The 14239-nt window shown below is 56.5% G+C and carries 5 protein-coding genes and 1 tRNA gene; 2 read left to right on the top strand and 4 right to left on the bottom strand.

All coding sequences use genetic code 11. The features are described from left to right. Positions 1-32: 32 nt before the first annotated feature. Entirely contained in the window at positions 33-2147 is a 2115-nt protein-coding gene (locus Poly51_RS13385; RefSeq protein WP_146458253.1) for a VIT and vWA domain-containing protein, read from the bottom strand. Positions 2148-2305: 158 nt separating this feature from the next. Further along, complete coding sequence (locus Poly51_RS13380; protein ID WP_146458251.1) at positions 2306-3577, bottom strand: hypothetical protein; 1272 nt, start codon at positions 3575-3577, stop codon at positions 2306-2308. Between the two features lie 95 nt (positions 3578-3672). Here Poly51_RS13380 and Poly51_RS13375 point away from each other — a divergent pair, with 95 nt between their 5' ends. Next, a complete protein-coding gene (locus Poly51_RS13375) occupies positions 3673-5136 on the top strand; it encodes a DUF1570 domain-containing protein (RefSeq protein WP_146458249.1) in 1464 nt (487 codons plus the stop codon). 64 nt (positions 5137-5200) lie between these two features. Here the strand turns inward: Poly51_RS13375 and Poly51_RS13370 are convergent. Further along, positions 5201-5286, bottom strand: a tRNA-Leu gene (locus Poly51_RS13370). Positions 5287-5704: 418 nt separating this feature from the next. Between Poly51_RS13370 and Poly51_RS13365 the strand changes: the two genes are divergently transcribed. Further along, positions 5705-11647: an alpha-2-macroglobulin family protein gene (locus Poly51_RS13365; RefSeq protein WP_186775528.1), complete on the top strand. Its 5943-nt coding sequence runs from the start codon at positions 5705-5707 to the stop codon at positions 11645-11647. Positions 11648-11657: 10 nt separating this feature from the next. Here Poly51_RS13365 and Poly51_RS13360 read toward each other — a convergent pair whose 3' ends face one another. Next, positions 11658-14213 carry a serine/threonine protein kinase gene (locus tag Poly51_RS13360; protein WP_186775527.1) on the bottom strand — a complete coding sequence of 852 codons (2556 nt, stop codon included), beginning with the start codon at positions 14211-14213 and terminating at the stop codon, positions 11658-11660. Positions 14214-14239: the final 26 nt, after the last annotated feature.

Genomic DNA, 14239 nt, shown 5'->3' with positions numbered 1-14239 from the left:
GCTTAGACGTGGAGGGAACGAAGCAGACTCGATCACACACGTTTTCGTCGTCGCGACATCGCTGCCGCTGCAGCCGAACCCAACGCAATCAACGCGGTGAACGGTTCGATCGCCCCGCCTCCTCCACCACCGCCGCCGCCAGAGCTGAATCCAAAGTCCAAATCGACACCGCGATCGCGACTCTGGGGTGCGGGACCGGATGACGGAGTCGAAGGCGTTGAGCCGGCAGGAGTTGGCGAATCCGATCGAGTGGATACGAGTTTCTGTGATCGGTCGACCTCAAAGTCTTCGTTGCCACGATTGCGCAGTTGAGTCAATTTGGCCTGCACGGCTTCCCGAGACCGACGATCTCGCTCGATACGAATGGCGTTTCGTTGTTCGATCTTCCAGCGTTTGAATTCGGCGTCGTTCTCTAGCACCAACATCGACGCGTGAGGTGACACGATCGAATAGCCTTCGCACAGACGCACGATCTCGTCTCGCATCGATGCGCCGCCGGTTCGTTCCGTAGCCATCAATCGGGCAACTCGCTTCTGGGCCCACATCCGTTCGATCTCGCTATTTCCTTCGTCGTTGTTCGCCAGTGGCATGTCGACGGTTTGTTCCCAAGGCGAGCCTTGCACTTGACCTCTTAGCGTCACCGTCACCGAGCCCGCGTCGCCATAGCGCCCGTACATTCGCAATGGCGTTCCGTAAAACAAATCGCCCGAGACGGTCGGTTCGACTTCGGCGATACGGCCACCGTCAAAGCTGACGCTCAAGTCTTCAATCGCGGGACGCGTCAATTTTTGTCGCATCAATTGGGCTTGCCGTTTAAAGCTGTCTTCGGTTGATACGAACGCAGCCAATCCGCCCGCACCGGTCGCCATCTGTTCAAGCAGAGGCCGATTCACTTCGTTGCCAACGCCGATGCAAAAGACGCGGACGCCCGCCGGTCGGCTGCTGATCAAACGAAGTAGTTCTGCTTGCTCGCCGACCTCGGTCAACCCGTCGCTTAACAGAACCACGTTGAGCGGTCGATCATCATCGCGGTAAGCGTAGGCCGCCGACAAAGCCGGCTGTAAAACCGTACCGCCGCGAGCCCGTTGTTCGGCAAAGAAATCGCGAGCCTTTCCAAGGTTCGCTTCAGACGGTGTTTCCATGGTCTTGAACAACGGCGTCGGCGCCAGGTTGAAGGCGACGCAATCGAATCGGTCATCGGGGCCGAGTGAATCGATGAATGCCATCACACTTCCGCGGCTAATGCTCAGCTTGTCGTCCCGAGCCATGCTGCCCGATACGTCCAGCAAAAACACATAGTCCATCGCTTCGACCGCGGCGCCCAAGTCTTCGCCCGGGGTTAGTGTCATCATGAAGTACCCGTCTTCACCGTTGGGCCGACTGGTGACGACGTCTAGTCCTGTTCGTGCCCGTTTCGTATGAACCGACATGACGATATCGCGAGACAGATCGCCCTCGGTCAACTCGATGGCGGCTTGCGCATAGTCGCTTTGATGATCGACGACAACGAAATCATCGGCATGCGATTCACTTTTCAGTTCTTCGATCGGTACTTCGCTTTTCAAATCCACGTTCATCGAAAACCGACCGCGGACTTTCGTGTCGATCGGTTTGCCGTTGACGTTGGTCGCCAACGGATAGACGTACGTGGCCCAGTCGTGATCGATGTCGAGTTCTTGGTAGTACTCGATGCGAACGCGTTGTTCAGCGCCCGGCGCGATCGGAAAGATCCGCATTTCAAACTGCTTGAAGTCAACTTGTTCAAGCAGTCCCGGGTCGCGGCGTTTTTCTTTGTAGCTGTTATAGATTTCTCGGGCCCGTTGCTTTTCGACGACTTCCCCAATCATCTCTTTCCCACCGATCCACATGCTGAAGTTGGATACGCTAGCTTCGCGGGGGACGGGAAACGTGTACAACGCCTCGACCTGGCGATTTTCAGTATTCAAGAAGACTTGGTCGACTTGCGTGACGGCGATCGAGTTGTTGATCGTGACGCGGACGTCCTGCGATTTGATTTCCAAGACGCCGCCGAATCCGCCATCAGCCACCAACAAACCGGCTGCGTTGGAAGGTGGCGGCGACGCAACGGAAGTCGCAAGTGCCGTAGCCAGCGCGATGGCGACTGGCAAAGATCTGAGTCGAAACATGATGGAACTCCGAGACGAGGGGGGGCCGAGCCGCAGATTCAACGACGAATCCAAGGCTGTTCCCTGTTTAGAGCCCGCCGCGCCGGAAAGCTTTCGCAACTATTTTCGCCCGCATCAATCCGTCGTACGCCAGCGGCTAACCGCCATCGGTCGACCGTTCATTTTGATCCCAGCAACCAAAACGGTCGCCTCAAACGACCAATCGCGTCGATCCCGACCGCCATCGTTTCGACTCGGCGGCCCGTCCAACGATCCGAAACGCTCTCGACCCGAACGCGGATGTCGGTGTCCCAATGGTGACGATCGGCCATCGCGATCGCCATCGCCAATTGGTATCGAGCTTGGGGATAGACGGGCACAAGACGCTGCTCGAGCGACCAGCGCGACATGGCAAAGGAACTCCATCCATCACCGTCGTCATCCGCATCGAAGTACCCGGCCGTGGTCTCGTCCAGCTTCGCGATCGCCGAAGCGTGAACTTGCATATCCACGCGGCTGGTGTGTGGCGAGTACAGCGACCATGACAGCCAGTGGTCCCAAAGTCCCCACCGTTCACCGATCGGTGCAATCAGCATCAACGCCAATACCATCGCGGTCGCCATCGGCAGAGGTGTCGAGGCATCGGATGACGAATCAACGGACGACCGGACAACGGAATCGCCAACCGAGCGAACCATCCACCAATACGTCTGGAACATCAGCGCCAAGTTCCAAACTAGGACTCCAAGACTATGATCCAATCCCCATGGACCTAACAACACGATCAACGACGCGTGCATCCCCATCACCAAGATGCCGGCCCCGCGTCGAGTTCGGCGAAACAGTAAACCGATGCCGGCAGCCAATTCGGCGGCCGGGAACAGCAACGCGAATCGAGCCCGCATCGAGTCATCCAAGGTCTCGGCAACACGTCCCAAAGGGCGAGCCGCCACATTCCAAAACTCTTGACCCACGGTGTGAGCAAACTGAAAGTCAAACTTGCCCAAGGCGCTGTAGATGTAAACGCTGGCCGCCGCAGGGATGATCAACCGGCGAAGCCACCGCTTGTTCAGCGTCGCAAACATTATCGCGTAAATGGCCAACTGATAGGCCCATGGTTGCAATCGGTGTTGGTCGACCGCAAAGGAAGCCAACAATCCGGCCACAACACAGAACCATGAAATTCGACTTCGCGTCGATGTCGTGTGACCGCAAATAGTGGAACCCATCGCCGCAAACGTCCAAAGGCTGATCCCATCTAGCAACCATGGCAGTTCTGCAATCGCCGGTTTGATGACGAAAGGTGCAAGCGGAATCGCCGGATACTCATTGGCCGCAATCGTGGGAAACCACAACGGCCAAGTCGCGATCAATAGCGCGATCGCAAATCCTGCCCAAACTCTTGGGAAAACAGTGTCGCGGTCAAGAGTTTTCGAGAAGTACGGCGACACGGTTTTTGGTTTCGGTTTAAAATCAAGCGAGTCTTCGGAGCGGGACGTTTCAGCAAGACAGCAAACGAATCGCGAAATTTCTACGTTGGGCAAGCATGATAAACCCCCACTTCCGCAATCGATGCATCGCCGCACTTCTTATGCTGGTGGTCACTGGCACGGCCCACGCCGATTTGGTGTTGTATACCGTACCGGGAACCGAAATCACCTTAAAGTTGATGGGCAAAGTGACGGTCAATGTCGGCGGTACGGTGTCGTGTCGGCACGAGCGAGGAACCCTGCACTTCAGCTTGAGTGATTGCCAAATTGTACGCACTCAATCGAACCAGAAGATCTATGGATCCAAAAGTTCCGCAGCTCGACGCGAGGGAACGGCCCAGTCCCATCTCGACCTGGCACTTTGGTGCGTCGAACAGGGCATGTTGGAGGAAGCCGACAAGGAACTCGCCGAGGCGTGGAAGGCCGACCCGAACAATCCCCAAGTCCGTTTGATGGTTCAATTGGTCAAGTACCGACGAGCCACTGTGCCCAGTTCGGCATCGATCGAACAAGAAATGCGGCAATTTGTCAAAAGCGATTCGATGAAGGTCGCCCGCAGTCGTCACTACATTCTGTTGCACGATTGTTCGGACGCCGACGATCCGATTTATGGGAAGCCGATTGCCCAGCATCGACTCGATCTTCTCGAGAAGGTCTACGACAGCTTTTACATGAAGTACGCGCTCGAAGGGCATCCGCTTCGTGTCCCACGAGAACCGATGCGAGTCGTGTTGTTCAACGATCACGCGGACTATCTGAATTTCGTCCGCATCCTCAGTCCATCGCTCAAAATGGCGGCCGGTTTTTATTCGCCCGAAGAAAACATCGCGATCTTCTATCGTCAAAAGACCGACGAAGCGTACGAGGGCGCCGACCAGTTGGTCGAGATATTAAAGGGCCTTCGCGAGGAAGTCCGTCGCAATCCTTCTGCCGCGGGCGGCGAGATCATTCGCTTGGCCAAGACGGTAGAACTGTTGGTGGACATCGAAGGCGAGAACAAAGAGATCGAAGTCGTCACCCACGAAGCAACCCACCAATTGGCCGCCAACAGCGGCCTGCTCGATCGAGAAAAGTTCCAAGTCCGGTGGGCCCACGAAGGGTTGGCAAGCTATTTCGAATCCCCCAAGGAAGCCACGTGGGCCGGCATCGGCGCGGTCAACGAACAACGACTGGGGTACTACCGAATTTTGTCGCACGATCCCGAGCATTCGAGTTTAGAGTTTGTCGTCACGGATCGAATATTCGACTACGCGTCAACGAACGGTTCGGTTATGTCCGCGTACGGCCAAGCCTGGGCGCTGACGCACTACTTGATGAACGAACATCTCAACGAACTGTTGGCATTCTATAAAAAGATGGCCGTCGATGACTTCAAAGTAGAACGAGACGACGCGTGGCGAGACAAAACGTTTGCAACGTTCAAGGAGTGCTTCGGTGACATCGAAACACTAGAACTCGAATGGCGCCGCTACATGCGAGACCTAAAAACCGACGACGAATTGCTAGCCGACAAGTTGTAGTTCCAATCACTTGGCGCCCATTCGGTCGCAAACGCCGCCGATGCCCACGCCTTTCCCATACCAGTACCCAGGGCGGGACTCGAACCCGCAAGGGCGTAACCGCCCGGCAGATTTTAAATCTGCTGTGTCTGCCAATTCCACCACCAGGGCTTCGGATTTGCATCCGCGGCGAACTTCTCGAATCCCCAACAATTGACCATTTTCGTGGCTCCGCGTCGACCGGGATGCTACACCCAATTTTAATCCATGCCCGGCGAGTTGGCAGCTGGCTGGGTGAATCGACCGTGATCTGAGTTGTCGGCTTCCCGACTGTGATCCGAATCGTATACCGACGCCCGGTTGGCCACCGTGGATATCCAGAAATCCGCAATTTGGCCGTCCGTACCCCTGTGTAAGAGGCGTGCCAGCGAGGGACAATGGGGATGGACCTCCGCTGACGATTTCAAAGGATGTTAAAGTGATCGGTCACCGCTATTTATCGTTTCGTTCCCTGTCGATCCTCGGTCTGCTGTTGGCGACCGCTATGTCTTCGATGGCAAAACCCTCTCTTGCTCAGGATACGAACGACGTGTCATGGAAATCAGTCGAAGAGGCGATCCAGAAAGGGCTGCCCAAGACGGCGATCGAACGGCTGGTCCCGATCATCCGATCGACGAAAGCGGCGCAGAACTACGATGCTGCCGTAAAAGCGGTTTGTTGGAAGATCGCTTTGGAGGGCGAGATCGAAGGCAACCAACCGGAAGAAAAAATCACGCGGCTGCGCGCCGAAATCGATCCGTCCCCCGATCCGATGAAGCCGGCGATGGAGGCGATCCTTGCCAATTGGTATTGGCACTACTTCCAACAAAACCGATGGCGTTACTTGCAGAGAACGCAAACCGATGCGACCGCCGCCGACTCGATCGGTGACGACATCACCACCTGGGACTTGGCTCGGATCTTGGAAAAAATCCGGGACCAGTTCGAAACGGCGCTTCGATCCACGTCTCTGCTAGAGTCGACGACGGTCGATCTATATCGCGAGCTGCTTGATGGAATGGACGGGGCGACGGAACTGCGTCCGACGCTTTACGATGTCCTCGGTCACAACGCGATCGATTTCTACGCATCTGGTGAACAAGCCGGATCGGCGAAACAGGACAAGTTCGAGTTTTCGGCTGACGGCCCGGCTCTCGACGATGCCGATGCGTTCATCCGTTGGGAACCGGCGACCGACGACGCCGACTCGTTGACGCTTGCGGCGATCAAACAGTTTCAATCGCTGATTCGTTTTCACCAAAACGACTCCGACCGATCGGCGTTCTTCGACACCGACTTGCGGCGGCTGATCTTTGCCGAAAATCAAGCATTTGGAGAATCGAAGTCACAGCGGTTTCAAGCGGCGCTTCGTCGCTTTGCGGAATCCAATTCCGAAAACCCCGTGGCGGCTCGTGCCTTGCACCGTTTGGGTGAGTCGCTGCGCGAAAGCGGTGACTTGGTCGCCGCACATCGGGTCGCGACACAGGGCTTGAACAAGTATCCCGATTCGGTGGGCGGTCGTGGTTGCTACAACCTGATCCAAGAGATCGAGTCTCGTTCGTCGGGCGTTGTCACCGAACGGGTTTGGAATTGGCCGGGCAACGAACCGAAAGGCCACAGCGATGCTGGCGGCCCCGTCATCGACATCACGTACCGCAACGTCACCAAAATCTACTTCCGATTGGTGAGGTTTGATTTTCGTGAATTCATCAGCAGCAAGCGTTGGGGCGTCGAGCAACTCGACACGGGCAAACGATCCGAGTTGTTAACGAAAGAACCCGAAGTCAGTTGGATGGCCGATTTGCCGGCCACCGACGATTTTCAGCAACGAGTGCAATCGGTCGCGCCGCCGAAAGTGCCCGCCGCGGGTTCGTATTACTTGATTGCCAGCCACGATGTCCACTTTGCCGTGGAAGACAACCAAATTTCGCTATGCGAAGTTTGGGTCAGCGATTTGTCGATTGTGACTCGCAATCATGGCAGCGAGAGTCTGATCGACGGTTTCGTCTTGAACGCTCGATCGGGCGAACCGATCGAAGGTGCAACGGTCGAAACGTGGTCGTTTGATCAACCATCGCAAACACGTCGGGCGATGAAAACGGTCCGCACCGACGCCAACGGAATGTTCCGTATTTCGGGCGCGAGCCGGCAACAGGTTTTCTTTTTGGCGTCACATCACGGTCAAGAATTGGCGACGGCGAATCCGCTGCATTTGTATCAATCCAATCGCTCGCAAGCGACGGTACAACAGACCGTATTTTTCACGGACCGATCGATCTATCGTCCGGGTCAGATGATCCAGTTCAAGGGGATCTGTTTGACATACAACCAAACCAACGACAACTATGCCGTGATGAAACGAAAGAGCGTTTCGATCGTATTCTCGGATGTCAACGGCAAGGAAATCGAGCGATTGAATCTTCGCACGAACGACTACGGCAGCTTCGCAGCAAGCGTCACAGCGCCGCGCGACCGCTTGACGGGACGCATGACGCTGGCGGTCCAAGGGCAACCGCGAGGCCAGACTCAGGTCACGGTCGAGGAATACAAACGGCCGAAGTTTCGCGTCGATCTGGAATCGCCGAGAGCCGATGTGAAACTTGGCGAAGAAGTTGTCGTCGCGGGAGTGGCAACGGCTTACACCGGAGCGTCCGTGGATGGGGCGACGGTCTCGTACCGCGTCGTGCGCAATGTTCGCTATCCGATTTGGTGGTTGCGATCGTGTTGGTGGATGCCGCCGGTGCAAGGCGAAAGCCAAGAAATTGCGCACGGGACCACAACGACGGACGCTTTGGGCAGTTTCAAAGTGCCGTTCACGGCCAATCCAGACACGTCGGTCGCCGAGGAATCGCAACCCACCTTCGACTACGTTGTCTACGCCGACGTCACCGATACGACGGGCGAGACGCGTTCGGATCAACGTTCGATTCGAATCGGCTATGTCGCTTTGACGGCGTCGATGACAACCGTGGATTGGTTGACGGATCAATCGCCGACTGAAATCAAGGTGCGCACGGAATCGCTGGACGGCGAGCTTCGCGGTGCCGACGGTCGCTTGAAAATCTACCGATTGACCGCTCCGGATTCGACGACTCGTCCGCGGTTGGTCCAGCTCTATCGGCGACCCGAATTCGTGAAGCCTCGTGATGGATCGAAGCCGGAACCGGACTGGGCGAATCCGGATTCTTGGCCGCTGGGTGAAGTCGTTTTCGAGCAAGCGGTCATGACGGATGCGTCGGGTTCGACGACGGTCAAGGTCGACCTTGCATCGGGGCTCTACCGGGCCGTGTTGGAAACGTCCGATGCGTTTGGCAAGGAAGTCCGCGCCGAACTTCCTGTGCATGTATTGGATCCCGACGCAAAGCGATTCGATGCGAAGATCCCGTTCCATCTCGAGTTACAGAAAGAATCCGTTGAGCCGGGCGAAGAGTTTCTGGCTATTTGGGGAAGCGGATACGAGTCGGCTCGCGCGTTCATCGAGATCGAGCATCGCGGAAAGATCAACCAAAGCTATTGGACCGATGCGGCGTCGACTCAGTCGCAGATCAAACAATCGGTGAATGAAGCCATGCGAGGCGGGTTCACTCTGCGTGTCACGATGGTTCGAGACAACCGGGCCCACCTTGAACAACGCACGGTCGACATTCCGTGGACGAACAAACGCTTGGACGTTACTTGGGAGCACTTAGTTTCAAAGCTGGGCCCCGGTGCGAAAGAAACTTGGACCGCGGTGATCAAAGGACCGGACGCCGCTCCAGCGGCTGCTGAGATGGTGGCGACGCTCTATGACGCATCGCTCGACGCGTTTTTGCCGCATCAATGGCAAGATCGATTCAACGTGTTTCGCCACGAACGAACGCGACTGTCGTCGTCGTTCGAAAACACGCCCAAGTACTTGCAGACGATATCCAATCGCTGGACGGTCGACCGGCGAGACGAATCGTTGGCCTATCCGCGACTGCCCGATTCATTGATCCGACCGATGTTCGGGCTGCGAGTCGGCCGCAGCTATGGAATGATGCAGCGTGGGATGATGATGAAAGGTGCCGGAAGTATCGCCGAAGGTGCGCCGATGGCCGAGGCGATGATGATGGACGGCGCCGCGCCGGCCCCCGCGACCATGGATTTCGCCGCCAGCGAAGAGCCGCCAACCTCGATCGATGAGACGCCGAAAGTCGATTTCGACAACGTTTCGGTTCGAACGAATTTGAACGAGACGGCGTTTTTCTATCCCCAGTTGATGGCGGGCGACGATGGCTCGGTACGGATGGAGTTCACGATGCCCGAGGCGCTTACCGAATGGAAGTTCTTGAGTTTCTCGCACGACAGAGACCTTCGCAGCGGTTCGTTGACCGACACGATCGTGACGGCAAAGGACTTGATGGTCGTTCCCAACCCGCCGCGATTCCTGCGCGAAGGCGACGAGATTGAATTCACGGTCAAGGTCGCCAACCAATCACCGACGCGGCAAACCGGTTCGGCACGCTTGACGTTCGCGGACGCACGCACGGGAAAGTTTGTGGATGATCGGTTGGCGAACGAGTCCAACGAAAAGTCCTTTGAGATCGCTGCGGGGCAATCGCAAACGCTGGCATGGCGGGTCAAGGTGGCCGATGGGTTGGGGGTTTTGACCTACAAGGCCGTCGCATCGACGGGGCGATTGTCGGATGGCGAAGAGGGCTACCTTCCGGTTCTTTCACGTCGCGTATTAATTACCGAGTCGATCGGGCTACCGATTCGCGGTAAGCAAACAAAAACATTCGAGTTTGAAAAGCTGCTCAAATCGGGCGATTCGGATTCGATCGAGCATCAATCGGTGACCGCGCAAATGGTTTCCAATCCGTCGTGGTATGCGGTGATGGCGCTGCCGTACTTGATGGAGTACCCGCATCAATGCAGCGAACAGACGTTCAATCGTTTGTATGCAAACTCGATCGCACGTCACATCGCCAAGAGCGATCCGAAGATCAAGCGAGTGTTGGACCAGTGGCGAGCGAAACCGGCACTGGACAGCCCGCTGAACCAAAACGAAGATCTGAAGTCGGTCGTCATCGAAGAAACACCATGGGTCCGCCAAGCCGATGACGAGGGCCAAGCCCGTCGCAATGTCGGTGTTTTGTTCGACGCCAATCGTTTGGACAGCGAGACGGCGCGGGCGATGAATCAATTGGCCGAGCAACAGTTGGGTGACGGGACGTGGCCTTGGTTTCCCGGTGGCCGATCGAACGAGTACATCACGTTATACATCACAACCGGGTTCGGTCGGATGCGGCATTTGGGCGTTGACATCGACGTCTCGGCGGCCATTCGCTCGCTCGATCGGCTCGACGCCTGGATGAAGAAGTGGCATGACGAAATCCCCGCTGGGGATCGGTCGAAAGATCACCTGTCGTCAACGGTGGCGATGTATCTGTATGGCCGAAGCTTTTTCTTGAAAGAACATCCCGTTGCACCAGAGCATCAAGCAGCATTCGATTACTGGGTGGCCCAATCCGAAAAGCATTGGTTGGAACTTCGCAGCCGACAATCGCAGGCTCACATCGCCATCGCGATGAAGCGAATCGGACAGAACGCGACGGCGCAATCGATCATCAAGTCGATCAAAGAGCGATCAGTCAGCAGCGAAGATCTGGGCATGTTTTGGCGTGACGCCGAGAACGCTTGGTGGTGGCATGCCGCGCCGATCGAGACGCAGGCGATGATGATCGAGGCGTTCGACGAGGTAATGGATGACGCCGACGCGGTCGAGGACTGTAAGGTTTGGCTGCTAAAACAAAAGCAGACCCAGAATTGGAAGACGACGAAAGCGACCGCCGACGCGATCTATTCGTTACTGCTTCGCGGCAGTGACTTGTTGGCGTCGGACGAGCTGGTGAAGGTTTCGTTGGGCGGAGAGTTGATCGTGCCAACGGCGGTCGAAGCCGGAACGGGATTCTTCGAGCAACGGTTTGTCGGTCCGGAGGTGAATCCGAATTTGGGTGAAGTCACGGTGACAAAGGTCGATGACGGAGTTGCCTGGGGCAGCATTCATTGGCAATATTTTGAAGACATCGCCAACGTGACTCCCCACGACGGCACACCGCTGAAGTTGACCAAGCAATTGTACGTGAAGAAAAACACCAACGAAGGTCCGAAGTTGGTTTCATTGGACGGTGCGGTCGACGTCGGCGATGAGTTGGTCGTGCGAATCGTACTGCGTTCGGACCGCGACATGGAATACCTTCATTTGAAGGACTATCGCGGCAGCGGTACCGAGCCGGTCAACGTGCTTTCACGATATAAGTTCCAGGACGGTCTGGCTTACTACGAATCGACAGGAGACACGGCTAGCCACTTCTTCATCGACTATCTGCCAAAGGGTACCTACGTGTTCGAGTATTCGACACGGGTGCAATTGCGAGGCAACTATCAAACCGGATTCGCGAACATCCAGTGCATGTACGCGCCCGAGTTTGGGGCGCACAGCGAAAGTTTGCCGATCGTGGTCGAGTGACCGAACGATGTCAAAACATTCCGCCCCCGCCGGGCGACGTTTGCAACGGTTTTCCGAAAGGACCGGTGCCTTCGCCATCGACCGCGTTCTTTTCTAGGATCATCTGGACACGCGGTTCGAGTCTTTCGATGGCGTCGGCGATGGTCTGAGCCATGTCGGCGTCGGCTTGACCGTCCATTCGCTGTCCGTACCATCTCGATTGCTGGGACGTTTGCAAACGAGTCTGCAGAATATCGGGACGCGTCGTGTGATCCGCGATTCGGGCGAGTGCCTTCAACCAAAGTGATTCGTTTTGGTGAATGACTTCTGGCGGGTTGGGCTGCGAGGTCGAATCGCTTGCTGGTGCCGTGTGCAAAAATAAAACGGCTTCATCAGCATACGTTTCGGGATCTTTTTGCAGTCGCTCGATAAACCATTGGTTTCTCTGTTCGCGAAATTCTTCAGATCGATCCAGCAACATTCGGGCATCCAAAATGGATGGGCAAGAAATGCCCAGCTGCTGGGCGGCGACAAACTGATCGACGCTCAATACGTTGGTGTGCATGATATCGGCGAGTCCATTGGGCCAAGGATCAGCGAACCGGGCTTTGAGCGTTCGGAATGTTTTCGCTTCGGTGATTCCTTCGTTGATCGCCGCAATCAATCCCGGTTCGTTTTCCAACGGTAGCGGAATCTGATTGGCAATCGTCAGCGAGATGGCTTGGGCGTATTTCGTGGATTGCTCGGATTCCATCTTGCCGTCTTGCACCAATGCGCAAAGATTGTCGTGCAATTGCAGAGCCGATTCGTTGTTCGCCGGATCCGCGGACCAGGTGGTGTAGTCGAAACCCGTGATCGCCCACAGTGATGCCGATCGGCTGCGATCATTGCCATTGGAAAGTTCACGAGTGATCGCCGCGATCCCTGGGTCGGGCATGATCCTTGAAAATTGATTATTAAACTGAGTCATGTACCACTGCGAAGGTTTGGTCGTGTCTCCACTCGATACCCACCCGCCGAATCGACGGGCGGAAACCAAGATCGATGTCGCGGCATCGACATCGCCGGGATCGACCAAGCTGACGACGGCGTTGATGGCTTCGCCCAAGGTGTCGACATCACGTTCGATCTCCAACACATGGGTCCAATACGAAAGCGGCTTGCCCTTAAATTGTTTCTCCGGTGCAGACGATTGTACCGATTCGGTTTCGGATTCCACGACATTCACGCGAACGTTGGCATCATCGGTTTCGATGCGGACGGTGGATCGTTCCGACTGGATCGTGATGATCGTTCCGGCCAAGATCGCGATCGCCGCCGCGCCACCCATGCCTGCGGCGATCCGCTTTGCCCAAACATGGCTTTGCGGCGGATCGCTTGACAACGATGGGCGAAGCGAGGGCAACGAAGGAGGCGACATCGGGTCGGGGTCATTCACTCGCATCGACTTGGCAATGATTGGTTTCAGTGATGATGTTGCGGCAAACGGTTTCAATCGATCGGCGACTTCCCTTGCCGAGGCCGGTCGATCGCCAGGATCCCGCTGCAGCAGTTCAGCGACCAAGTCATCCATCGCGTCGGGGATTTCCACTCGCACCGACTTCAAACGTTTGGCGGGCAACGTGGACTTTTCCAAGACCAACGGCGCGATGCCTCGTTGCCAATCATGGGCGGCGTGTCCGGCAATCATTTGGAACAACGTTGCGCCAATACCATACAGATCGGCTCGTTCGTCGACGGTGTCGCTATCGGACAACTGTTCGGGTGCCGCGAACGCGAGTGTTCCGATCACGTGGCCCACCGTGGTCAGACGCATGTCGGCCATTGGTTTGCTTTGGTCAAGGACCAAGCCCAGGTCTAAAATTTTCACGTCGCCACGGCGCGTCAGCATGATGTTGGACGGCTTGATGTCGCGATGGACCAGACCGGCATCGTGAACAGCCGACAACGCCAAACAAACCTCTCGCATGATCGCACACGATGATGCAATGTCGACCGAACCGAGGCGACGGACGATCGCGGAAAGATCCAGCCCATCCAGATACTCCATCGTCATGAAGTGCCAACCGTGGCTCTCGCCGGCGTCGGTTGCGGTGACGATTCCGGGGTGAGAAAGCGCCGCAACGGCTTGCATCTCGCGATCGAATCGGTCGACCCAAACCGAATCGAGCGAACGTGCTCGAGGTAACAGCTTGATCGCACATTTCTTTTTCAGACGTTCGTGCTGGGCCAAATACACGGCCCCCATCCCGCCGCGACCGAGTGGACGGATCAGACGATATGGACCCAGTGTTTCAATCGGCGGCATGACGTGATCGAGCCGCATCGCGGGCGATCCGGTGGCGTGAAAGATCGCCGCTTGGCAGTCGGGTTCGGCCAGGACCGGGTCGGGTTGAGCGGCTTTGCTGGTCGACAGAGCGGCACCGAAGGAATCGTTGCCGGCCGATTCGCTGATTCGTTTCTGGCAACGATCGCAAGCTTCGATGTGAGTTAGCAGACGTTCAAAGAGATCCGCCGGCACGCGGCCGAATCCGAATTCAACGAGTTCCTGGTCAGACGGATGTTCGCAATTTGCGGTGGCAATCATGTTTCGGTGTCCGGTGGCGATGGAGA

Origin of the sequence: Rubripirellula tenax, assembly GCF_007860125.1 — a bacterium.
Lineage (GTDB): Bacteria > Planctomycetota > Planctomycetia > Pirellulales > Pirellulaceae > Rubripirellula > Rubripirellula tenax.
The sequence above is the reverse complement of the archived record's forward strand: the minus strand, read 5'-3'. Positions and strand labels throughout refer to the sequence as shown.

Coding starts and splice junctions, on each gene's coding strand:
- Poly51_RS13385 (WP_146458253.1), bottom strand. CDS start 2,147: ATGTTTCGACTCAGATCTTTGCCAGTCGCCATCGCGCTGGCTACGGCA.
- Poly51_RS13360 (WP_186775527.1), bottom strand. CDS start 14,213: ATGATTGCCACCGCAAATTGCGAACATCCGTCTGACCAGGAACTCGTT.
- Poly51_RS13375 (WP_146458249.1), top strand. CDS start 3,673: ATGATAAACCCCCACTTCCGCAATCGATGCATCGCCGCACTTCTTATG.